Here is a 23,601-nt window from a genome sequence, read left to right on the forward strand (position 1 = left end):
GCACCCCGCCCCGCCGGGGAGGGGTTCAGCGCTCCGCCGGGCCGCCCGCCCCGTACACGCTGCGCCCGTCGTCCAGCTCGTCCTTCGCCAGGCGCCGCGTCAGGTGCAGCGACTCCAGCACGAACTCCACCCCCGACGCGGCCTGACCGGCGGTGGCGTCCTGCAGGCCGAGGCGCTCCAGCACCCGCCCCAGGCCGCTGACGGGGCCGACCTGCTCCAGCAGCCGCTTGGCGGGCACCAGGTCGCCCGTCTCCACCGTCCGCCCGTCGCGCATCAGCTCGGTGAACCCCGACAGGTCCGCACCGGCCAGGCGCGCGCGGAACGTCTCCGCCACCGCCGAGCGCAGCAGGTGCGCCAGGACCTCGACCTCGCGGCCCTCCTCGCCCTGCTCGAACTCCACCTTGCCGCCGAGGACCGTCACCACCGTCAGCAGGTCCCCCACCCGCGCCACGGCCTCGTCCTCCCCGGCCAGCGCCGAGCGGCGCAGCGCCGCCGCCGCCGCCGTCTCGGCCGCGGCGATGGAGAAGCGCGCCGAGACCCCCGAGGCCGGGTCCACCGCAGGGGACTCGCGCACCCCGCGGGTGAAGCGGGCCAGGACCTCCACCAGGTGGTCGGGGACCTCCGCGACGAGCCGGGCCTCCTGCCGCACCAGCGCCACCTCCAGGTCCACCTCCAGCGGGTAGTGCGTGCGCACCTCCGCCCCGAAGCGGTCCTTCAGCGGCGTGATGATCCGGCCGCGGTTGGTGTAGTCCTCCGGGTTGGCGCTGGCCACCAGCAACAGGTCCAGCGGCAGGCGCAGCTGGTAGCCGCGGACCTGCACGTCGCGCTCCTCCAGCACGTTGAGCAGCGAGACCTGGATGCGCTCGGCGAGGTCGGGCAGCTCGTTCACCGCGAAGATCCCGCGGTTGGTGCGCGGCACGAGCCCGAAGTGGATGGTCTCCGGGTCCCCGAGGGTCCGGCCCTCCGCGACCTTCACCGGGTCCACGTCGCCGATGAGGTCGCCCACGGAGGTGTCCGGCGTGGCGAGCTTCTCCCCGTAGCGCAGGCTGCGGTGCAGCCACGTCACGGGCAGGTCCTCGCCCAGCTCCGCGGCCCGCCGGCGCGAGGCCGCCGTCAGCGGCGCGTACGGGTGCTCGTTGAGCTCGCTGCCGGCGAGCACGGGGGTCCACTCGTCCAGCAGCCCCACCAGGGAGCGCAGCAGGCGCGTCTTGCCCTGGCCGCGCTCGCCCAGCAGGACGACGTCGTGGCCGGCGAGCAGGGCGCGCTCCAGCTCCGGCAGCACCGTCTCGTCGAAGCCGACGACGCCGGGGAAGCGCGTCTCGCCCGAGCGCATCCGGGCGAGGAGGTTGCGGCGCAGCTCCTCCTTGACGCTGACGTGCTGGTGGCCGGAGGCGCGCAGCGCGCCGAGCGTCGTGGGCAGGGAGGCGGGCGGAACGGGCGGGGTGAGCGTGGCGGCGGCACCGGGGGTCACGGAAGCGACCGTACGTCGGCACCGGCTCCACGGCGAGTACGGGCCCGCCGCGGCGCGCCCCCGCCCCCGGGATGGGCACCGGGCGGGGGCGGGGCCAGAATCCGTGCATGGCGAAACCCGGCGCGTCCCCAGGCCCGCCCACCAGCCCGTCCGCGACCCAGGCCGCCGGCGCCCGGCCCGCGGCGGCGGTGAGCCGCGTCGTGTGGCGGCCGGTGCAGCGCGACTCCGACGTCACCCCCGCCCTGCGCATCGCCTCGGAGTGGTCGTGGCGCTTCATCGTCGTCGTGGCGGGCGTGGCCCTGCTCGGCTACGGGCTGAGCAAGGTCTCCGAGGTCCTCATCCCCGTCCTCGTCGCGGTCCTCGTGGCCGCGCTGCTCGGCCCGGTCGTCTCCTTCGCCGCCGAGCGGGGGGTGCCCCGCCCCGTCGCCGCCGTCGTCACGCTGCTCGGCGCCCTCGCCCTCGTCGGCGCCCTCATCACGATGGTCGGGCAGCAGGTCGCCGACGGCTTCACCCAGCTGCAGGCGCAGGCGGTGGAGGGTGTGAACGAGGTGGAGCGCTGGCTCGCCACCGGCCCCCTGCAGCTGTCCAACCAGGCGGTCTCCGAGTACGTCGGCCGCGCCCAGGACGCGCTGCGCAACAACCAGGGCACCATCGTCTCCGGCGCCCTCGGCTTCGCGGTGACCGCCGGCCACGTGGTCGCGGGCTTCTTCATCGCCCTGTTCACCGCGTTCTTCTTCCTGCTCGACGGGCGGCGGATCTGGGCCTGGTGCCTGCACCTGCTCCCGCAGGCGGCGCAGGAGCCGCTCGACGCGGGCGCCCGCGCGTCCTGGCTGACCCTCATCCACTACATGCGCGCCACGATCGTCGTGGCCCTCGTCGACGGCATCGGCGTGGGGATCGGCGCCCTCGCCCTGCAGGTGCCGCTCGCGGTGCCGCTGGCGGTGCTGGTGTTCCTCGGCGCCTTCGTGCCCATCGTCGGGGCGCTGCTGGCGGGCACCGTGGCCGTCCTCGTCGCCTTCGTCGCGCACGGCCCGTTCGTGGCCCTCGCCATGCTGGCCGTGGTGATCGGGGTGCAGCAGGTCGAGGGCCACGTCCTGCAGCCCTTCCTGATGGGGCACGCCGTGGCGGTCCACCCGCTCGCGGTGATCCTCGCGGTGGCCTCCGGGGCCACCCTCGTCGGCATCGTCGGCGCCCTGTTCGCGGTGCCGCTCGTGGCGATGGCCAACACCCTCGTGAGCACCGTCGTGCGCGGCGGGCGGGAGCCCGAGGAGGTCCGCGACATCGAGCGCAGCGACGCGCCCCTGGCACCGGACCAGCCGGCGCCCACGCCCGTGGGGGAACCGGGGAACACGCCGTGAACCCACCCCGGGTGGCGCGCGCGGACGTCCTCGCCGCCCGGCCCCTCGTCGAGGAGGTCGTGCGCCGCACCCCGCTGGTGCGCAGCCGGCTGCTCTCCGAGCGTCTCGGCGGGGAGGTGCTGCTGAAGTGCGAGAACCTCCAGCGCGCCGGCTCCTTCAAGATCCGCGGTGCGTACGTGCGGATCGCTCGGCTGCCCGCCGACGAGCGGGCCCGCGGCGTCGTGGCGGCCAGCGCCGGCAACCACGCCCAGGGCGTCGCCCTCGCCGCGCGCCTGCTCGGCACCCGCGCGACCGTCTTCATGCCCGAGGGCGCCAGCATCCCCAAGGTGCAGGCCACCCGCGGCTACGGCGCCGAGGTCCGCTTCGCCGGGCGCAGCCTCGACGACGCCCTGCCCGCCGCGCTGCGCTTCGGCGCGCAGACCGGCGCGGCCTTCATCCACCCCTTCGACCACCCCGACGTCGTCGCCGGGCAGGGCAGCGTCGGGCTGGAGGTCCTCGAGCAGTGCCCCGACGTGCGCACCGTGCTCGTCTGCACCGGCGGCGGCGGGCTCGTCGCCGGGGTCGCCGCCGCGCTGGAGGGGCAGGTCAACGCCCGCGGGGAGCGCGTGCGCGTCGTCGGGGTGCAGGCCGAGCAGGCCGCGGCGTGGCCCCGCTCGCTGCGCGCCGGGCACCCCGTGCTGCTGGGGGACATGCGGACCATGGCCGACGGGATCGCCGTCGGGCGCCCCGGCGACGTGCCGTTCGCGGTGGTGCGCGACCTCGTCGACGACGTGGTCACCGTCTCCGAGGAGGCGCTGTCCCGGGCGATCGTCGTGCTGCTGGAGCGCTCCAAGCTCGTGGTCGAGCCCGCCGGCGCCGCGGCCGTGGCGGCCCTGCTCGACGGGGTGGTCGAGGTGGCGACCCCGGCGGTGGCGGTGCTGTCCGGGGGCAACGTGGACCCGCTGCTGCTGCACCGGGTCCTCCAGCACGGCCTGGCCGCGGCCGGCAGGTACGTGACCTTCCACGTCACCCTGCCCGACCGCCCCGGCAGCCTCGTCGGGCTGCTGCAGGACGTGGCGGGCGCCGACGCGAACGTCGTCACCGTCTCCCACGTGCGCACCGACCCGCACCTGCAGGTCGGTCAGGTCGAGGTCGTCCTGGAGGTGGAGACCCGCGGCGCGGAGCACCGCGACCTCATCGCCGGGCGCCTGCGCGCCGCGGGCTTCGGCGTCTCCTGACGGCTCTCAGCCCGAGTAGGGCCTCGCGTCCTTGATCTTCACGGGGAACGTCTTCCCGCTCGGCGCGGTGTACGCCACCTCGTCGCCCGGCTTGTGCCCGAGGATCGCCGAGCCCAGCGGGGAGCGCTCGGAGTACACGTCGATGTCGGAGTCGCCGGCGCCCTCGCGGCTGCCCAGCAGGAACGTCACGTCGTCCCCCGCCAGGTCCACGGTCACGACCATGCCCACGCCGATCGCCCCGGACGCGTCGACCTGCGCCTCGCCCACGCGCGCGTTCTCCAGCAGGTGCCGCAGCTGGCGGATGCGCAGCTCCTGCTTGCCCTGCTCCTCCTTCGCCGCGTGGTAGCCGGCGTTCTCCTTCAGGTCGCCCTCCTCGCGGGCGGACTCGATGCGCTTGGCGAGCTCCGTGCGGCCAGGTCCCGAGAGGTGCTCGAACTCCTCCTTCAGCCGGTCGTAGGCGTCCTGGGTGAGCCAGGTGACGCTGCCGCTGGTGGTGTCGCTCACGATCGCTCCTGTTGCTCGCTGGCCCGGACGTCCGCCGGGTTCCTGACGGGGTGCTGCGGGGGCCCGGTGTCTGCCGGGCCCGGTGGCGTCGCCTCTCACGCCGAGCGCCCGGCCCGTGGGAACGGGACCGGGCGGCTCTGAGCCGTCCAGGTTACTGCCCGCGAGGGAGTGGCTCCACCGCGCGTTCCCGGCGGCCGGTGCGCCTAGGGGGTCAGCACCCCGCAGGAGCGGACCACGGCGGTCACCGCGCGCCCCGTGGTGCGCACCACCGTCGTGCGGTCCACGAGCTCCGCGGGCCCCGGGCCGAACTCGTCCTCCACGACGCCGACCTCCCCGTGGGCGGCGTCCAGCGCCTGCAGCACGCAGCGCACCGTCGTCGACGGCTCCTTGGCCACGGTGTAGCGCAGCTCGATGCGGCTGTCGTCCAGCACCCGGTAGGAGATCACGGTCGGCTCGGCCCGCTCGGCGGTGCTCGCCAGCACCACCCACACCATCCACGCCAGCAGCCCGCCCACCGCCAGGACCGCCGCCACCAGCGGCACCGGCCGGCGCCACCACGGGCGGGAGTGCGTGCGGCCGTAGCGCTCCGCCAGGCGGTCCGCCCTGGCACCGGCAGCGGCGTCGGCGTCGGCGGCGGCGTCGGCGGGGCCGCGCGTGGGCGGTGGCGTCGGCACGGGTGCTCCCGGTGGTCGGTGTCGTGTCGCGATCGGCGAGGATGGGTGCCATCGTCGCACCGCCGGGAGGAACCGGGTCCCGGGACCGGTGCGGCGGGAGCGAGAGGAGCACCGGTGACGGAGAGGCTGCGGCTGATGGCCGTGCACGCCCACCCCGACGACGAGTCCAGCAAGGGCGCGGCGTCGATGGCGAGGTACGCCGCCGAGGGTGTGGACGTCCTCGTCGTCACCTGCACCGGCGGGGAGCGCGGCGACATCCTCAACCCGCGGCTGCAGGGCAAGCCCGAACTGCTGCGCGACATGGTGGAGTACCGCCGCCGCGAGATGGCCGAGGCCGCCCGCGTCCTCGGGGTCCGGCAGACGTGGCTCGGGTTCGTCGACTCCGGCCTGCCCGAGGGCGACCCCCTGCCGCCGCTGCCGCCGGGCTGCTTCGCGCTGGAACCGCTGGACGTGCCCACCGAGGCCCTCGTGCGCGTCGTGCGGGAGTTCCGGCCCCACGTCATGACCACGTACGACCCCACCGGGGGGTACCCGCACCCCGACCACATCCGCTGCCACGAGATCAGCTACGCGGCGTTCACCGCGGCGGCCGACCCCGCGCGCTTCCCCGCCGAGGGCCCCGCGTGGCAGACCTCGAAGCTCTACTACCACGCCACGTTCTCCCGCAACCGGATCCTCGCCTTCCACGAGGCGCTGCTGGAGCGGGACCTGGAGTCGCCGTTCGGGGAGTGGATCCAGCGGATGGACGAGGGCGGCGTCGGCCGCCCCGACCTGGAGATCACCACCCGGGTGGAGTGCGCCGACTTCTTCGAGACCCGCGACCGCGCACTGCTGGCGCACGCCACGCAGATCGACCCCGACGGCTTCTTCTTCAAGGTGCCGCTGGAGCTGCAGCGGGAGGTGTGGCCCACCGAGGACTACTCCCTGGCGCTCTCGCACGTGGACTCCCCGCTCCCGGAGGACGACCTGTTCGCCGGCCTGCGCGGGCGGGTGGACGCGTGATCGCCGCCCACCTCGCGGCCGTCCTGCTCGCCGCCACCCCGACGCCCACCCCGACGAGGCAGACCCCGCCGGAGGAGCTCGTCACCCCCGGCGTGCCCGGGTTCCTCGCCCTGTTCTTCCTGGCCGTCGCGGTGATCCTGCTCGCCACGAGCATGGTGCGCCGGGTGCGCCGGGTGAACTACGAGGGCCGCCGCCGCGAGGCCGAGGAGCGGGCGGCCCGGCGGCAGGAGCCCCCGCCGGGTTCCTGAGCCCTCAGGCCACGGGGGTGCTGCGCTCGGCCACCGGCAGGTCCAGGTGCCGCTGCGCCGCGGCCAGCACCGCCACCACGTCCCGCGCGTAGACCGCGTCCAACCGGTGCGGCGCCCCCTGCGCGGCGGAGGCGCGGAGCTGGTCCACCGCCCGCGCGAAGCCCTCCTGCGGGGTGCCCGTGAAGCGGGGCAGCTCGTGCCGGCCGCCCGGCCCCCACACGCTCGCGAACGAGCCGCCCGCACCCGCCGGCGCCGTCAGCGTCAGCGACAGCGCGCTGCCCGCCCCGCCGGAGTGCTCCAGCGCCACGTTCACCGCGTCGCGCACCCCCCGCGCGGCGGTCACCCGCTCCACCGGCGGCAGCAGCGACAGCAGCACCGACAGCGCGTGCGGCCCGCAGTCCCACAGGCCCCCCCACTCCCGGCGCCAGCGCGAGGAGCCGAACGGGCTGTCCGGGGCGTCGATCGTGCCGCCCCAGCGGGCCAGCGCCCCCTCCCACGGGCCGTGCTCCGCGGCCAGCCGCGCCATCTCCTCCAGCCACGAGGTGATGTCCGGCTGGAACAGGTAGGTGACGTAGACGACGGACGCCACACCGGACTCCCGCGTCGCGGCCACCACGTCGTCGGCGGCGGCCACGTCCAGGGCCAGCGGCTTGTCCAGGAGCAGGTGCCGGCCCGCGCGCGCGGCCCGGGCGGCCAGCGGGGCCTGCACGTCCGGCGGCAGCGCGACGGCCACGGCGTCCACCTCGGCCAGCAGTTCGTCCACGTCCGCGAACGCCCGCCCACCGGTGCGGCCCGCCACCGCCGCCGCCTTCAGCGGGTCCCGGCCCCAGAAGCCGACCAGCTCCACGTCGGGGTGCGCGGCCAGCGCGCGGCCGTGGCACTCCTCGGCCCAGAAACCCGTGCCCAGGACGCCGAACCTGCGGGGTGGCTGCATGGGCACATCCTGCCGGGCGGGGCCGGGGACGGCGGGGTGGGCTGGAGGGGGGGCTGGCTGGAGGGGGGGCTGGCTGGAGGGGGGGCTGGCTGGAGGGGGGGCTGGCTGGAGGGGGGGACGTTGTGTCGTGACACGCCCGCGCGCCGCCCGCACAACGTCCCCACGCGGGAGAGGCGGGCACCCTTACGGTGCTCGCCGGCTCGTAGCCGATGAGTCCTCAGATGCACCATGCGCCTCGTTCGTCGTATTGCTTGCGGCTACGCTGAGATGCGGTCGGTGCGGCGGGGCAACCGTCGTCGTCGCGGGGACGGGGGAGCGCGGACGTGGACGTCTTCGCGGTGCGCGAGCAGCTCGTCGAGGACTACCGGGCGTTCACCTCGGGCTTCGTCGAGATCCGTGATCCGCGGGTCGCCGCGCACGTGCAGACCGCACTCGACGCCGGAGACCAGTGGCCGGCTCCGTGGCTGTCACTCAACCCGAGCTTCGAGTCGGGTGGCAGCATCAGCGACCTCATACGGGAAGGGCTCCTGCACCCGGAGTGCGAGCGCATCTTCCGGATCAAAGCCTCCGCCGACGACCCAGGCCGGGCGGGGCTGACCCTGCACCGGCACCAGCGCGACGCCGTCGAGGTCGCGCAATCGGGCGGGTCGTACGTCCTGACGACGGGTACCGGGTCGGGTAAGTCGCTGTCCTACATCCTGCCGATCGTCGACCGGGTGCTGCGGGCCCGGCAGGACGGCGGAGGCCGCCAGCCGGGTGTCAAGGCGATCGTCGTCTACCCGATGAACGCGCTGGCCAACTCGCAGCTGCACGAGCTCACGAAGTTCCTGCATTTCGGGTACCCCAAGGGCGGTGAGCCGGTCACCTTCGACCGCTACACGGGCCAGGAGTCCGACGAGGAGCGCCGTCGGATCCTCGCGAACCCACCGGACGTGCTCCTGACCAACTACGTCATGCTCGAGCTGGTCCTCACCCGCCCCGACGAGCGCAAGCACCTGATCCGCGCAGCCCACGGCCTGCAGTTCCTCGTCCTGGACGAGCTGCACACCTACCGCGGCAGGCAGGGTGCGGACGTCGCCCTGCTCGTGCGCCGGCTGCGGGACGTGTGCGCGAGCCCGCACCTGCAGGTCGTCGGCACGTCGGCGACGATGGCGTCGGGCGGCTCGACGGCCGATCAGAAGCGCACGGTGGCGGAGGTCGCGACGCTCCTCTTCGGCGCGGAGGTGACGCCCGAGCGGGTCATCGGGGAGACGCTGCGGCGCGCGACCCGGCCCGCAGACCACCGGCCGGAGGACCTCTGGAGCGCCGTCCGGGCGGCGCGCGGGGGAGGTGCCCGGACGTACGCCGACCTGGCGGAGGACCCGCTGGCGTCGTGGGCCGAGAGCACTTTCGGTCTCACGACCGAGGAGCCGACCGGCCGCCTCGTCCGGCGTGCGCCGACGACCCTCGAGGCGGCCGCTGCGGAGCTGGCGGAGGCGACCGCGCTTCCCCCGGACGAGTGCGCCGCGGCGATCCGGGCGGTGCTCCTGGAGGGCAGCCAGGCGCGGGAGCCGGCGTCGGGGCGCCCGCTGTTCGCCTTCCGGCTGCACCAGTTCCTGTCCAAGGGGGACAGCGTCTACGTCAGCCTGGAGCCGGAGGACGTCCGGCACCTCACGAGCAGCTACCAGTTGCGCGTGCCGGGGGAGCCGGACAAGGCCCTGCTGCCGCTGGGTTTCTGTCGGGAGTGCGGCCAGGAGTATCTGGTGGTGGCCCGGACGTCCCGCTCAGGGACGCGCGGGTACGTCCCGCGCAGCGACGTCGACGCCTCCGGCGGGGACTCCGTCACGGGATACCTGTACGTCTCCTCTGACCTGCCGTGGCCCGCCGACCCGGTGCAGGAGGGCCGCCTCCCGGACCAGTGGCTCACGGTGGACGAGAGCGGTTCTCCGGTGGTCCTGGCCACCAAGGAGAAGTACCTGCCGGAGCGGGTCTGGGTCCTCCCCGACGGGACGGAGGCGCCGTCCGGGCAGGGCCTGCAGGCGTGGTTCATGTCGACACCGTTCGCCTTCTGCCTGCGCTGCCGGGTCTCGTACGAGCAGGTCCGGGGCAACGACTACGCGAAGCTCGCGACCCTGGACCGGGAGGGCCGCTCGTCCGCGGTCACCGTCGTCGCGGCGAGCGTCGTGCGGTCGCTGCGGGCCGTCTCCGAGGGGGAGCTCGGGGCGGACGCCCGCAAGCTGCTCACGTTCGTCGACAACCGCCAGGACGCGGCCCTGCAGAGCGGCCACTTCAACGACTTCGTCCAGGTCACCCAGTTGCGCGGTGCGCTGCTGCGAGCCATGCAGGCGCAGCCGGGCGGGCTGACGCACGAGTCCGTCGCTGAGCACGTCGCCGCCGCGCTCGGCCTGGACATGGGGGACTACGCCGCGAATCCCCAGGCGCGGTTCTCGGCACGCGAGCAGGCGCAGCGGGCGTTCCGGGAGGTGCTGGAGTACCGCCTGTACACGGACCTCCAGCGCGGCTGGCGGGTGACGATGCCGAACCTGGAGCAGACCGGGCTGCTTCAGGTCCGCTACGCCGACGTGCCGGACATCGCGGCCGCGGAGGACGTCTGGCGGGGTCGGCACACGGTGCTCGAGCGGGCGGAGGCCGGTCAGCGGTCGGAACTCGTGACGATCCTGCTCGACGAGCTGCGGCGCGTGCTCGCGATCGACGTCGACTGCCTGACGCAGACCGGCTTCGACCGCCTGGTGCGGGACTCACGCCAGCAGCTCACCGGGCCGTGGGCCCTGGCGGACAACGAGCGGCTCGCCGCCGCCGGTACCGCCTTCCCGCGCAGCGGCCGGCCCGGCGGTTTCCGTGGTGACCTCAACGTGTCGGGCCGGACGGCGTACGGGCGCTACGTCCGGCGGGTGGCGAAGCAGCTCGAGGTGGACCTCGGGACCGACGAGGCGCAGCAGCTGGTCGTCGACCTCTTCGACGTGCTCGAGGAGTGCGGCGTACTGGCGCAGGTGGTCGTCGTGGACGGTGTGCCCGGCTACCGGGTCAAGGCGTCGGCATTGCGCTGGATCGCGGGTGACGGGACCCGCGGTGCGCAGGACCCGCTCCGCAAGTCCCTCGACGCCGACGTCGACGCCCGCGTCAACCCCTTCTTCCGCAGCCTCTACTCCGAGATCGCCGGAACGCTCGCCGGGCTCCACGCCAAGGAGCACACGGCGCAGGTCCCGTCACTGACCCGGGAGGAGAGGGAGCGGGACTTCCGCTCCGGGCACCTCCCGCTGCTGTTCTGCTCCCCGACGATGGAACTCGGCGTCGACATCGCCAGCCTGAACGCCGTGGGGTTGCGCAACGTGCCGCCGACTCCGGCGAACTACGCGCAGCGATCGGGTCGCGCGGGTCGCTCAGGGCAGCCGGCCCTCGTCGTGACGTACTGCGCCACGGGCAACGCGCACGACAGCTACTACTTCCGGCACTCCCGGCAGATGGTCGCGGGGTCGGTCGCGGCTCCCCGGCTGGACCTGGCGAACGAGGACCTCGTGCGCAGCCACGTCCACGCGGTCTGGCTGGCGGAGACCGACCAGTCGCTGCGCTCGAAGATCACCGACATCGTCGAGGCGGACGGTGAACAGCCCACCCTGCGGATCCTTCCCGAGGTGTGGCGGGCGCTGACCGATGCCGATGCGCAGCGGCGCGCCACCGTCCGCGCGGAGCACGTCGTCCACGCACTCGCCGAGAGGTGGCGGCAGGGCGCCGAGCCGGTCGCCTGGTGGTACGACGGGTGGGTCGCCGACCAGGTCACGAGGGCACCGCAGAACCTCGACGCCGCGTTCGAGCGCTGGCGAGTTCTGTACCGGTCCGCCTTGCAGGAGTACCAGGTGCAGAACCGGACGGCCGTCGACCCGCGTGCACCCGGCAAGCTGCGCGAGGCCGCCACGCGGCGCGCGGCGGAGGCCCGGAACCAGCTCGGGCTGCTGCGCAACGAGGACTCCGACCGCGGGCAGAGCGACTTCTACTCCTACCGGTACCTGGCGAGCGAAGGGTTCCTCCCCGGCTACAGCTTCCCCCGCCTGCCCCTGGCGGCGTACGTCCCCGGCGCCCGCGGGTTCCGGGACGGGAACTACCTGCAGCGGCCCCGTTTCCTGGCGATCCGCGAGTTCGGTCCCGGTGCCCTCATCTACCACGAAGGTGCCCGGTACGAGGTGACGCGCGTGCAGTTGCCGCGGGTCGCGGGCAGCGAGGCGCACGCCGACACGGAGGAGGCACGACGCTGCCACGCGTGTGGGTACCACCACCCCGTGCAGGTCGGCGCCGACGTGTGCGACGGCTGCGGGGAGCGCCTCGGCGCGAAGACCTACGGGCTGCTGCGCCTGCAGACGGTGTTCACCCGCCGGCGCGAGCGGATCTCCAGCGACGAGGAGGAGCGCCGCCGCTCGGGGTACGAGATCGAGACCTCGTACCGCTTCCACGACCACGGGGACCGGCCCGGCCGGGTTGACGCGACCGCATCAAGGGCGGACAGCGAGCCGCTGCTGCTGCTCACCTACGGCGACGGCGCGACCGTGCGGGTCGCCAACGTCGGCCGGCGCCGGAGGAAGGAGCCGCAGGACCGTGGCTTCTGGCTGGATCTGGTCGAGGGCAGGTGGCTGGCGGAGAAGCAGCGGGCGGACTCACCGGTGGACGCGGATGCGCTCGACGCCGCGGAGGACGTGCAGCGCAAGGCGAAGGTGATCCCGTACGTCGAGGACCGGCGCAACGTCCTGCTGCTCAGGCTGCCCTACGAGGTCGACGACGTCACGGCGACGACCCTGCGCTACGCGCTGGAGCGGGGCGCGGAGACCTGCTTCCAGCTGGAGGACTCGGAACTGGACAGCCAGGAGCTGCCGGATCCGGACGACCGCGCCCGCATGCTGCTCACGGAGTCCGCGGAGGGTGGTGCGGGCGCGTTGCGCCGTCTCGTCGCGGAACCGGACGCCGTGGCCAGGATCGCCCGGGCCGCGCTGGAGGTTGCGCACTTCGACCCGGCGACGGGCGATGACCGGCAGCACGCGCCCGGGGCGCGGGAGCGGTGCGAGCACGCCTGCTACGACTGCCTGCTCTCCTACGGCAACCAGCTCGACCACGCGCTCGTCGACCGGCACGCGGTCCGCGACGTGCTGCTCGGCCTCGCGGGCAGCGTGGTGCGCGCCGGGGCGGGCGGCCGCACGCGGGAGGAACAGCGAGCCGGCCTCGCGGGACTGGCCGACTCCGGCCTGGAACGGCTGTTCGTCGGCTGGCTCGACGAGCACGGGTTCCGGCTGCCGGACCGGGCGCAGGTGACGGTGCCCGAGGCGGGGGCGCGGGTCGACCTGGTCTACGACCTGCCGACCGGCCCGGTCGCGGTGTTCGTCGACGGCCCCGTGCACGACGCGGCCTTCCTGGCGGCGCGCGACGCGGACGTGGAGGACAGGTTGTTCGACGAGGGGTGGATGGTGGTCCGCGTGCGTCACGACGGCGACTGGAACGACACGGTGGCGGCGTACCCGTCGGTGTTCGGGGCGCTGCGGTGACGACGTACGCCGTGGGCTCGCTGGTCCGCGCGCGGGGACGGGAGTGGGTCGTCCTCCCCGACAGCGGGAGCGACTTCCTCGTCCTGCAGCCCCTGGGCGGGGGAGCGGACGACGTCGCGGGGGTCTTTCCCGCCCTGGAGCCGGTGACCGACGCCACGTTCCCGGCGCCGACCGCGGACGACCTCGGTGACGCGTCGAGCGCCGCGCTGCTGAGGACCGCGCTCCGGGTGGGCTTCCGGGCGTCGGCCGGCCCGTTCCGGTCGCTGGCGAGCGTGGCGGTCGAGCCGCGCGCGTACCAGTTCGTGCCCTTGATGCTCGCGCTGCGGCAGGACGTCGTGCGGTTGCTCATCGCCGACGACGTCGGGGTCGGCAAGACCATCGAGTCCGGTCTGATCGCCGCCGAGCTCCTCGCGCAGGGCGACGCCCGCCGGCTCGCGGTGCTGTGCAGCCCCGCGCTGGCGGAGCAGTGGCAGCGCGAGCTGCGGGAGAAGTTCGGCATCGACGCCGAGCTGGTCCTCACCTCGACTGCCCGCCGCCTCGAACGCGGCCTGATGATGAACGAGTCCCTCTTCGACCGCTACCCGCACGTCGTGGTGTCGACGGACTTCATCAAGTCGCCCGCTCGGCGCTTCGAGTTCCTCAACCACGCTCCCGAGCTCGTCATCGTCGACGAGGCGCACACCGTCGTGAGCGATGACACGACCGGGGGCCGGCGAGCCCGTCACCAGCGCTACGAGCTGCTCCAGGAGCTGGCGGCCGATCGCAGCAGGCACCTGCTCCTGGTCACCGCGACACCCCACTCGGGGAAGGAGGAGGCGTTCCGCAACCTCCTCGGCCTCCTCGACCCCGATCTCGCCGGGCTCGACCTGGACCGCACGGAGGACCGCGCCCGCCTCGCCCAGCACTTCGTGCAGCGCCGGCGGGCGGACATCCGGCGGTACATCGACGAGGAGACGGCCTTCCCCGGCGACCGGGAGAGCCGGGAAGCGCCCTACACGCTGAGCCCCGCCTACCGGGCGCTGTTCGACCGGGTGCTGGACTTCGTCCGCGAGCAGGTGCGCGACGCGGAGCACGGCTCGCTGCACCAGCGGGTCCGGTGGTGGTCCGCCCTGGCGTTGCTGCGGACGCTGGCGTCGTCGCCGCGTGCTGCGGCGGCCACGCTGCGGACCCGCGCCGCGGCGGCGGGGGCCGTCGACGCCACGGAGGCGGATGCCCTGGGTCGCGCGAGCGTTCTCGACACGGGCGACGACGAGGGGCTGGAGTCGGCCGACGCCACCCCCGGCGCGGACGTGGACCCGGAGGGCGCCGAGGAGGACCAGCGTCCTCCGTCGGCGCTGCGGCGGCGCCTGCTCGCCCTCGCCCGGGAGGCGGAGGCGCTGGAGGGACCGAAGAGCGACCGCAAGCTCGCCACCGTCATCACGCAGGTCAAGGCGCTGCTCGCCGACGGTTTCGACCCGATCGTGTTCTGCCGCTTCATCGACACCGCCGAGTACGTCGCCCACCACCTCGAGGCCGCGCTGGGGGTGGGCGTGGAGGTCGCCCACGTCACCGGCACGCTGCCGCCCACGGAGCGGCAGCAGCGCGTGCGGGACCTCGCGGCCACGCCGGGCCGGCGCGTCCTCGTGGCCACCGACTGCCTCTCCGAGGGCGTGAACCTCCAGGACGCCTTCCAGGCCGTCGTCCACGCGGATCTCGCGTGGAACCCGGCGCGCCACGACCAGCGCGAGGGGCGCGTCGACCGTTTCGGGCAGCGAGCCCAGGTCGTGCGCGCCGTCACCGTGTACGGCACCGACAACCGCATCGACGGCATCGTCCTGGACGTCCTCATCCGCAAGCACCAGGCGATCAGCCGGGCGACGGGCGTGTCGGTGCCGGTGCCGGACAGTTCCGACAGCGTCGTGGAGGCGTTGCTGGAGGGCCTGCTCCTGCGCGGGCAGGATCCGAACCAGCTCACGCTCGACCTCGGCCTGACGGCGAAGACCGACGAGCTGCACCGCGCGTGGCAGTCCGCGGCGGAACGGGAGAAGGTGTCCCGCACGCGGTTCGCCCAGCGCGCGATCCACCCCGACGAGGTCGCGTCCGAGGTGGCCGCCGTGCGCGCCGCGCTGGGCGGCTCCGAGGAGGTGGAGCACTTCGTGGCCGAGTCCCTGCGGGCGCTCGGGGCGTCCGTCACGGCGACCGGCGACGGGTTCAGCGCGGTCACCGCGACCCTCACCGCGGGGGTCCGCAACGCCCTGCCACCCGGGCACGCGGAGCCGCTGCCGTTTCACCGCTCCCTGCCGGCGCCGCGCGGGCACGCGCTCCTCGCGCGGACCGACCCGCACGTCGAGGCGCTCGCCCGCCACGTCCTGGACGCGGCCCTCGACCCGGCCCTGGACGCCGGGGCCCGTCCGGCCCGCCGGGCCGGGGTCGTGCGAACCTCCGCTGTCACGACGCGCACGACCCTGCTGCTGGTGCGTTACCGCTTCCACCTGGACCTTCCCGGCCGGCGCGAGGTCCGCTCCGTCGTCGCCGAGGAGGCCGACGTCCTGGGGTTCCGCGGCCCACCCGGCACGCCGGTCTGGCTGGCGGACGACGAGGTGCGCAACTTGCTGGGCGCCGCCCCCGACGGGAACGTGCCGGCCGACCAGGCGCGCGCCCAAGCCAGTCGGGTCCTCGACGGCCTCCCCGCCCTCATCCCCGAGCTGGAGGCGCGGGCCGATGCCCACGCCGAGCGCCTGCTGGCCGCGCACCGCCGGGTGCGCAGCGGCGCGGGGGCCACCCGCCGGGGTCTGCGGGTCGTCGCGGAGAAGCCCGTCGACGTGCTCGGCGTCTACCTGTACGTGCCGGTCCCCGGGAGCAGCGCGTGAGCGACACCTTCACCACCGTCCGCACCGCGGGGAGCCTGCTGCCGCCGGACCTGCTCGCCAGGGTCGTCGCCGGGGACCCGGACCTCGGGGGGCTGACGCCGTCGGACTACCACCTGGGGGCGGGGGAGAACCCGCGGGAGGCCGCGAACCGGGCGTGGTCGTACCTGACGGGGGTGTGGCAGTCGTACCGGCAGGTGCGTGAGCGCCTGCCGGCGGGGGATCCCGCGCTGGGGGCGACGCGGGAGCGCTGGCTGCTGGTCCTGCTGCGGGAGCTGGGGTACGGCCGCGTTCCCGCCACTCCGGCCGGGGGTCTGCCGGTGGGGGACCGGGCGTTCGCGGTGTCGCACCGGTGGGAGCAGGTGCCCGTCCACCTCCTCGGCTGGGGAGTGGACCTGGACCGGCGCACGAAGGGGGTGCCGGGAGCGGCGGAGCGGGCACCGCACGCGATGGTGCAGGAGCTGCTGAACCGCGCGGACGAGTACCTGTGGGCCCTGCTGTCGAACGGCCGGGTGCTGCGGCTGCTGCGGGACTCCAGTTCGCTGACGGGGCAGTCGTACGTCGAGTTCGACCTGGAGGCAATGTTCGACGGGGAGGTGTTCAGCGACTTCGCGCTGATGTTCCTGCTGCTGCACCAGTCCCGCGTCGAGGTCCGCACCCCCGATGGCCCGGCGTCGGACTGCTGGCTGGAGCGGTGGCGGACCGTGGCGGTCCAGTCGGGGACCCGTGCGCTAGGCCTGCTGCGTGACGGGGTGGCCTCCGCCCTGGAGGCGCTCGGGACGGGGTTCCTGCAGGGGGCCGACGGTGCGGAGCTGAGCCGGGCGCTGACGGAGGGTGAGATCCGGCTGGAGGACTACCACCGGGCGCTACTGCGGCTGGTGTACCGGCTGCTGTTCCTCTTCGTCGCGGAGGACCGGGAGGCGCTCCTGTCGCCGGACGCGGACCCGGTCGCCGCGGACCGGTACGCCCGGTTCTTCTCCACGGCGCGGCTGCGGCGGTTGTCATTGCGTCGTCGCGGCACCCGGCACGGCGACCTGTGGGCGGGCCTGTCCGTCGTGCTCGACGCGCTGGGCCGGGAGGGAGGCCGCCCCGAGCTCGGGCTGCCCGGCGTCGGTGGCCTGTTCGATGCCGGGCCGCTGGACGGCCTGCTCGCGGGCCGCGTCCTGCCGAACGACGCGCTGCTCACGGCGGTGCGGCACTTGCACGTGGTGTCACCGAAGGGTCAGCAGCGGCGGACGGTGGACTACCGCCACCTCGGCGCCGAGGAACTGGGCTCGATCTACGAGAGCCTGCTGGAACTCGTGCCCCGGCACGACGCGCTGACGCGGACGTTCACCTTGGAGACGCTCGCCGGGAACGACCGCAAGACGACCGGTTCTTATTACACGCCGTCGAGCCTCATCGACCTCGTGCTCGACGAGGCGCTGGACCCGGTGCTCGACGACGCAGAGAAGTCCGCCGACCCGGTCGCGGCGCTCCTGGCAATGACGGTGTGCGACCCCGCCTGCGGCAGCGGGCACTTCCTCGTCGCCGCCGCCCGGCGGATCGCCGCGCGCCTGGCGGTGGCCCGCAGCGGCGAGGTGGACCCGACGCCCGTCTCGCTGCGGGAGGCGCTGCACGACGTCGTCGCCCGGTGCATCTACGGCGTGGACGTGAACCCGATGGCGGCGGAGCTGGCGAAGGTCAGCCTGTGGCTGGAGGCGTTGCAGCCGGGCCGCCCGCTGGCATTCCTCGACGCCCACGTCAAGGTCGGCAACGCCCTCCTCGGTGCGACCCCGGCGCTCGTGGCGCGGGGCATCCCGGACGCGGCGTTCGACCCCATCGAGGGGGACGACCGGGGCCACGCAGGGATCCTCAAGAAGCGCAACCGCCTGGAGCGCGACGCCGGGCAGGAGGACCTCTTCGCGCCCGAGACGATCGACGTGTCGAACCGCGCGCTGCGGGAACGGCTTGGAGCCTCCGCCCCGGTGGCGCAGCGCACGCTGGAGGACCTGCACGTCGCGCAGCAGCGGTACCAGGCCTACGCGGACTCCCCGGAGCTGCGGCACGCCCGCCGCGTCGCGGACACGTGGTGCGCGGCGTTCGTGGCACCGAAGGCGCTCGCGTTCCCCGCCGTGACGCAGTCCGTGCTCGACGCCCTCGCGCGCGGCGACGAGGACCAGGCCCGGCAGGTGGCGGAGGTGGGCGCGCTCGTCGACTCCCTCGCGGAGGACTACCGGTTTTTCCACTGGCACCTGGAGTTCCCCGAGGTGTTCGACGTGCCCGCGGGGGGCGCCGGGACCGCGACGGGGTGGACCGGGGGGTTCAGCGTGTGCGTGGGGAATCCGCCGTGGGAGCGGGTGAAGCTTCAGGAGCAGGAGTTCTTCGCCTCTCGGTCCCCCCAGATCGCGGGCGCCGCGAACGCCGCCGCGCGCAAGAAGCTTATCGCGGCCCTGCCCGAGACGGACCCCGCGCTGCACGCGGAGTGGTCCGCGGCTCGTCGCCGCTCGGAGGGTGCGAGCAGCCTGTTGCGGAACTCCGGGCGCTATCCGCTGTGCGGGGTGGGGGACGTCAATACATACAGCGTCTTCGCCGAGCACTTCCGCACGGTCATCGCGCCGTCTGGGCGTATGGGCATCGTCACACCAACGGGGCTCGCCACCGACGCCACGACGGCGGCATTCTTCGCGGACACGGTGCGGGGCGGTCGCCTGGCGGCGTTCTACGACTTCGAGAACGAGGCGAAGATCTTCGCCGGGGTGCACAACCAGTTCCGGTTCGCCGTCACTTCGATGACCGGTGGTGAGCGAGTCCCGGACGTGCGCTTCGCCTTCTACACCCGCTACCTCGCTGACGTGCCTCACCGGCGGTACCTCCTCGCCCCTGATGAGGTACTGCTGCTCAACCCCAATACGGGCACCCTGCCGCTCTTCCGTAGCCGTGTCGACGCGGAGATCACCCTGGGCGTGTATCGGCGCCATCCGGTGCTCTGGGCGGATGACGGTACTCGAGGCAACCTGTGGGAGTTGCGGTTCCAGCGCATGCTGGACATGGCCAACGATTCCGGCCTCTTCCGCACGGACGATCAACTGCGGCACAATGGGTTGCAGTACGACGGGTGGGGTTGGGGTGGCGAAGCCAAGTTGCTTCCACTGTACGAGGCAAAGTTGCTCGGTCACTTCGACCACCGCTACGCCACCTATGCAGAGGCGACGCAGGCGCAGCTCAACAAGGGAACGCTTCCGCGCTTGACCGAGCAACAGCACGACGACCCGGATTGCGAGCCGCTGGCACACTACTGGGTCGCGGCGGCTGAGGTGGGCGAGGCTCTTGCCGGGCGGTGGGACCGCGGCTGGCTGCTCGGCTGGCGGGACATCGCCCGGGCCAGCGATGCGCGCACCTTCGTCCCCAGCGTGCTGCCCCGCAGCGCTGTGGGGAACAAGTTCCCGGTCGCCTTCCCCGGTCAGCCGCGGAACGCGGTGCTGCTCCATGCCGTGTGGTCCTCGCTGGTCTTCGACTACGTCGCCCGGCAGAAGCTCAGCGGTACGGGCATGACCTACTTCATCGTCAAGCAGCTCGCCATGCCCGCTCCCGCCACCTTCGAGCACAGCCCCGTCTGGGCGGGGAAGCGCCTCGACGACTGGCTCATCGACCGGGTGCTGGAGCTGGCCTACACCTCCTGGCGCCTGCAGCCTTACGCCCTCGACCTCTACGACGACGGCCCGCCGTACCGGTGGATCCCCGCGCGGCGGGAGCAGCTGCGCGCAGAGCTGGACGGGGCGATATTCCACGTCTACGGCCTGGAGCGCGGCGAGGTGGCGCACGTCCTCGACTCCTTCGCCGTCGTGCGCAAGTACGAGGAGCGCGATCACGGCGAGTTCCGCACCCGCCGGCTCGTGCTTGAGGCGTACGACGCCATCGCCGCCGCGCAGGCCGCCGGTACGGCCTACGTCTCCTCGCTCGACCCGCCGCCCGGCGAGGGCCCGCGCCACCCCGAGAGGAAGGCTGAGCCGTGAGCGAGCTGCGCCGTGATCTGCTGGTACGCACCGCCCTGGAGGTCCTCGCGGAGGCCGACGGCCCCATCCCCGCTGGTGAGGTCGTCGCCGCCGTCGCCGCCCGGGTCGACCTCAACGATCATGAGCTGAGCCACAACAAGAGCGGTAACCCGCGGTACGACACCTACGTTCGTTTCGCCTCCGGGTGGATGGCGGCCATCGGCTGGATCGAGAAAGCCTACGAGGGGTGGCGCATCACCCCGGAAGGCCGCGCGGCGCTCACCTCCCTCCCGCTGGCGGGGATCGCGCTTGAGCTGTCCCGCCGGTACCGCCGGGGGCGTCCGACCGCGGCCACGCCCAGCGGCTACACCGACCCGCGCTGGCAGGTCGTCCGAGCCGCGGTGGACGCCGTGCCCGTCGGGTACTGGACGACGTACGGCGACCTCGCCGAGCTCACCGGGTTGTCGGCGCAGTCGGTGGGCAACTTCATGCGCGCCGTCGCGCAGGAAGGTGCGCACCGCGTCCTCAACGCCGGTGGAGCCTTCTCGCCGGACTTCCGGTGGGCCGACCCCGACCGGCAGGACGACCCGCGGGAGCTGCTCGAGGGCGAGGGGATCGAGTTCGACGCCTACGGGCGTGCCTCGCAGGAGCAGCGCGTCACGGCCGACGAGCTGCGCGAGGCCGTCGGTGGCGCGCCCGCAGGATCCCGCGCCTGGCTCGTCCGCGGCTCCGCCGTCGCCGGGGTCAACGTCGTCGGCCGCTGGGTCGACGAGGGGTTTACCAGCCTCGCCGCCCAGCACCTGCACCCCGTCGAGCCCGGCCTGCCCCTCGACGACCTGCGCGCCGTGGTGGACCGCGACTACGCCCACCTCAGCTACAACCAGCGCAAGGCCAAGCTCGCCGAGCTGCACGCCTTCCTCACCCGCATGGAGCCCGGCGACGCCGTGCTCACCACGGCGGAGGGCCGCGTCTACGCCGGCCGCGTGGCCGGGGAGACGACGTGGAACGCCGAGGACCCGCTCACCACCGTCCGTCGGCCCGTGACCTGGCAGACCCCCGGGCACGACTTCTCCGAGCTGCCGGAAACCCTCCAGGCACGGTTGCGGTCCTCGGCGACGGTCGTCGACCTCACCGACGTCACCGACGCCGTCGAGGCACTCCTCGGCGCGGAGGGCGGCACCACCCCGCCCGCTCCGCCGGTCGTCGCCGAGCTGCGCGACCTGCCCGCCGACGTGCGGGACCGCCTGCTCGTCGGCACGGACTGGCTGGAGGAGTTCGTGGAGCTGCTCCGCGAGCGCCGCCAGGTGATCCTCTCCGGGCCACCCGGGACGGGTAAGACGTACCTCGCCCTGGAGGTCGCCTCCGCGCTGACCGACCCGGCGAACGTCACTCTCGTGCAGTTCCACCCCGCGTACTCCTACGAGGACTTCTTTGAGGGGTACCGCCCCACCGCCGCCGATGACAGCGGCCGCGTCGGCTTCGCCCTCACCCCCGGGCCGCTGCGCAAGGTCGTCGACCAGGCGCGGGAGAACCCTGGCCGCCCCTACGTCCTCGTCATCGACGAGATCAACCGCGCGAACCTCGCCAAGGTGTTCGGCGAGCTCTACTTCCTGCTGGAGTACCGCGAGCGCTCGATTGACCTCATGTACGCGTCCGGCGACGAGGGCAAGGACTTCACGCTGCCGAAGAACGTCTACCTCATCGGCACGATGAACACCGCGGACCGCTCCATCAGCAGCATCGACGCGGCGATGCGGCGGCGCTTCGCCTTCCTGTCGCTGCACCCCGACGACGCGCACCTGCGGACCGTGCTGCGCCGCTGGCTGGAGCGGGAGGGACACCCCCCGCTGGGTGCCGACCTGCTCGACCAGCTCAACACCCGCATCCCCGACCGGGACGCGAAGATCGGGCCCTCGTACCTCATGCGGTCCGGCGCCGCGGACGAGGCGGGTCTGCGCCGCATCTGGCGCACGAGCATCCTGCCGCAGCTGGAAGAACTGCACGTCGGCGACGGGACCGACGTCGAGAGCAGGTACGGCGTCAGTGCCCTGCTCCGTGCCCTGCCCCAGCCCGCTGCTGAGGAGGGCGGCGACGCGGGCGCGCAGGCATGACCCGCCGGCGCGTCGACCTCCTGGAGAACGGCCCCGCCGTCGAGGTGGACCTGGTCGCCGGCACCGGGCTCGCCCTGGCCGCGACCCGGTTCGTCGACGCACGCCCGCGGCCCGGGACCCGCACCTGGTCGCTCGTCCCGCTGTCGAAGGTCGGTGCCCTGGCGGTGGGCGAGGTGGAGGTGCACGTCGAACCCAAGGTGCCCGTCGCCCGCCTCGTCCGGCTGCTGGAGCACAGCCCCCGCGGGGTGACCTGGCAAGGGCACTACGTGGACGTCGCACCCGCCCCCGACCTGCTCACGGCCGTCGCGGAGGTGTACGAGCGGCGGCTGCGGCACGCCCTGCGGCCGGGGCTCCTCCAGGGCTACCGCACCGTCGAGGACGCCCTGCCCGTCGTGCGGGGCCGGATCCGCGAGACCGACCAGCTGCGCCGGCGGTTCGGGCTGCCGGTGCCGGTCGAGGTCCGCTACGACGACTACACCGTCGACACCGCCGAGAACCGGCTGCTGCGCGCCGCCGTCACCGTGTGCCGGCGGATGCCCGCCCTGCCCGGATCGCTCGCGACGAGGCTGGCGCACCTCGACCGGGAGCTCGACGACGTCGCCCGCGTGCGGCCCGCGGTTCTCGAATCCTGGCTGCCGTCACGGCTAAACCTTCGGCTGCAGCCGGTGCTGCGCCTGGCGGAGGCGATCGTGTCCGGAACGTCCTTCGAGCCCGGAGGCACTGGCCTGGACGTCGCGGGGTTCGTCGTCAACATGGCCAAGGTCTTCGAGGACGTCGTCTGCGCCGGCCTGGGCGTCAGACTCATCGCCCGGACCGGCACGACGCGGACCCAGGAGAAGGTCCCGCTCGACGTGGACGGCGCGGTCGTGATGAAACCGGACTTGGTCTGGCGCGGAGACTCCGGCGGTGCCGTAGGGGTGGTCGACGCCAAGTACAAGGCCGAGAAGCCCGGCGGGTTCCCGGACGCGGACCTCTACCAAATGCTCGCCTACTGCACCGCGCTCGGACTGGGGCACGGGCACCTCGTGTACGCCAAGGGCGAGGAGGTGGAGCACCGCCACGAGGTCTGCGGCAGCGGCGTCGTCGTGCACACCCACGTCCTCGACCTCGGCCTGCCGCCGAGGCCGTTCGAGGCGGCGCTCGACGGGATCGCGCAGGCGATGGCGAGCACCGCCGGCATTTGAGGCCGCGTTCGTATCGGCGTCTGCGGGCCCTCCTTGCGGCTCCGGTTCCCGGTCGGGGAAGATGCGTCCCCGCCCCGTCAGGAAGTGCGCCGCGGAGCCGCGCGCCGTGAGGAGTTCGCATGTTCCCGCCCGGGGAGGTCCTCGCCGCCGAGATGCAGTTCTACGAACTGCTCGGCATCGGAGGCCAGATCGACACCGCCCTCGCCGAGCACGGCCGAGCGCTCCGGTCGACCGTTCGGCAGACCGAAGCCGGCACGTCGTACCTGCTCGTCCCGCTCGACCCGGACGCCGACCGACCCGCGGTCGCGGTCGCGGTCCTCGGCGGCAACTGGACCGTGACCGGCCCGCTCCCGGGAGGCGAGGAGCCGGTGACGCTGACCTGCTGGTCGCGCTCCCTCTCCCACGGGGAACTCGTCACCGCGATCGTCCAGTTCGTGCTGGCCTGCCGCGAGGACCGGGCCCTCGCGAGCCCCTGGCGCTGGGGACGGACATCGCCGACGCCCGTCACCGACATCGCCGACGCCCGTCACCGACATCGCCGACGCGCTTCTGT

13 protein-coding genes are annotated in these 23,601 nt (G+C 73.8%); 9 read left to right on the forward strand and 4 right to left on the reverse strand.

Annotated features, from left to right (window positions below; genetic code table 11):
* Nucleotides 1-25: 25 nt before the first annotated feature.
* Complete coding sequence (locus tag ACYQBY_RS04745; protein WP_459642676.1) at nt 26-1,471, reverse strand: sigma 54-interacting transcriptional regulator; 1,446 nt, start codon at nt 1,469-1,471, stop codon at nt 26-28.
* Nucleotides 1,472-1,578: 107 nt separating this feature from the next.
* Between ACYQBY_RS04745 and ACYQBY_RS04750 the strand changes: the two genes are divergently transcribed.
* Both ACYQBY_RS04750 and ilvA read left to right on the forward strand, forming a co-directional pair.
* On the forward strand, nt 1,579-2,829 hold the full coding sequence (locus tag ACYQBY_RS04750; protein ID WP_459642677.1) for an AI-2E family transporter: 1,251 nt from the start codon (nt 1,579-1,581) through the stop codon (nt 2,827-2,829).
* Nucleotides 2,826-4,046, forward strand: coding sequence for a threonine ammonia-lyase (gene ilvA, locus ACYQBY_RS04755; protein WP_459642678.1), 1,221 nt, complete (start codon nt 2,826-2,828; stop codon nt 4,044-4,046). The genes ACYQBY_RS04750 and ilvA overlap by 4 nt, the downstream gene beginning before the upstream one ends.
* A gap of 6 nt (nt 4,047-4,052) precedes the next feature.
* Here ilvA and greA read toward each other — a convergent pair whose 3' ends face one another.
* Together greA and ACYQBY_RS04765 are read right to left on the reverse strand one after the other, a co-directional pair.
* The gene (gene greA / locus ACYQBY_RS04760) at nt 4,053-4,550 is read right to left on the reverse strand and encodes a transcription elongation factor GreA (RefSeq protein WP_459642679.1); all 498 of its coding nucleotides are present in this window, start codon (nt 4,548-4,550) and stop codon (nt 4,053-4,055) included.
* Between the two features lie 203 nt (nt 4,551-4,753).
* Nucleotides 4,754-5,224, reverse strand: a complete 471-nt coding sequence (locus ACYQBY_RS04765; protein ID WP_459642680.1) for a DUF4307 domain-containing protein — start codon at nt 5,222-5,224, stop codon at nt 4,754-4,756.
* Nucleotides 5,225-5,338: 114 nt separating this feature from the next.
* Between ACYQBY_RS04765 and mca the strand changes: the two genes are divergently transcribed.
* Entirely contained in the window at nt 5,339-6,226 is an 888-nt protein-coding gene (gene mca / locus ACYQBY_RS04770) for a mycothiol conjugate amidase Mca (protein WP_459642681.1), read from the forward strand.
* On the forward strand, nt 6,223-6,474 hold the full coding sequence (locus tag ACYQBY_RS04775) for a hypothetical protein (RefSeq protein ID WP_459642682.1): 252 nt from the start codon (nt 6,223-6,225) through the stop codon (nt 6,472-6,474). Before mca ends, ACYQBY_RS04775 begins: the two co-directional genes overlap by 4 nt.
* A 4-nt stretch (nt 6,475-6,478) precedes the next feature.
* On the opposite strand, the gene ACYQBY_RS04780 is transcribed toward ACYQBY_RS04775, so the two are convergent.
* On the reverse strand, nt 6,479-7,408 hold the full coding sequence (locus tag ACYQBY_RS04780; RefSeq protein WP_459642683.1) for a Gfo/Idh/MocA family protein: 930 nt from the start codon (nt 7,406-7,408) through the stop codon (nt 6,479-6,481).
* Nucleotides 7,409-7,731: 323 nt separating this feature from the next.
* On the opposite strand from ACYQBY_RS04780, the gene ACYQBY_RS04785 reads away from it, so the two are divergent.
* Genes ACYQBY_RS04785 through ACYQBY_RS04805 form a run of 5 tightly spaced genes read left to right on the forward strand, consistent with a single transcriptional unit; the run spans nt 7,732 to nt 23,048 of the window.
* Nucleotides 7,732-12,933: a DEAD/DEAH box helicase gene (locus ACYQBY_RS04785; protein WP_459642684.1), complete on the forward strand. Its 5,202-nt coding sequence runs from the start codon at nt 7,732-7,734 to the stop codon at nt 12,931-12,933.
* A complete protein-coding gene (locus tag ACYQBY_RS04790) occupies nt 12,930-15,782 on the forward strand; it encodes a helicase-related protein (RefSeq protein WP_459642685.1) in 2,853 nt (950 codons plus the stop codon). Before ACYQBY_RS04785 ends, ACYQBY_RS04790 begins: the two co-directional genes overlap by 4 nt.
* Nucleotides 15,779-19,774, forward strand: coding sequence for an Eco57I restriction-modification methylase domain-containing protein (locus ACYQBY_RS04795; protein ID WP_459642686.1), 3,996 nt, complete (start codon nt 15,779-15,781; stop codon nt 19,772-19,774). Before ACYQBY_RS04790 ends, ACYQBY_RS04795 begins: the two co-directional genes overlap by 4 nt.
* Nucleotides 19,771-21,864, forward strand: coding sequence for an AAA family ATPase (locus tag ACYQBY_RS04800; protein WP_459642687.1), 2,094 nt, complete (start codon nt 19,771-19,773; stop codon nt 21,862-21,864). The genes ACYQBY_RS04795 and ACYQBY_RS04800 overlap by 4 nt, the downstream gene beginning before the upstream one ends.
* Nucleotides 21,861-23,048 (forward strand): McrC family protein, encoded by a 1,188-nt coding sequence (locus ACYQBY_RS04805; protein ID WP_459642688.1) that lies wholly within the window; start codon nt 21,861-21,863, stop codon nt 23,046-23,048. The genes ACYQBY_RS04800 and ACYQBY_RS04805 overlap by 4 nt, the downstream gene beginning before the upstream one ends.
* Nucleotides 23,049-23,601: the final 553 nt, after the last annotated feature.

It is taken from the genome of Kineococcus anabasis, assembly GCF_054590795.1.

Excerpts from the sequence above, each read along its gene's own strand:
- ACYQBY_RS04780 (WP_459642683.1), bottom strand. The coding sequence starts at position 7,408 with ATGCAGCCACCCCGCAGGTTCGGCGTCCTGGGCACGGGTTTCTGGGCC.
- ACYQBY_RS04805 (WP_459642688.1), top strand. The coding sequence starts at position 21,861 with ATGACCCGCCGGCGCGTCGACCTCCTGGAGAACGGCCCCGCCGTCGAG.
- ACYQBY_RS04750 (WP_459642677.1), top strand. The coding sequence starts at position 1,579 with ATGGCGAAACCCGGCGCGTCCCCAGGCCCGCCCACCAGCCCGTCCGCG.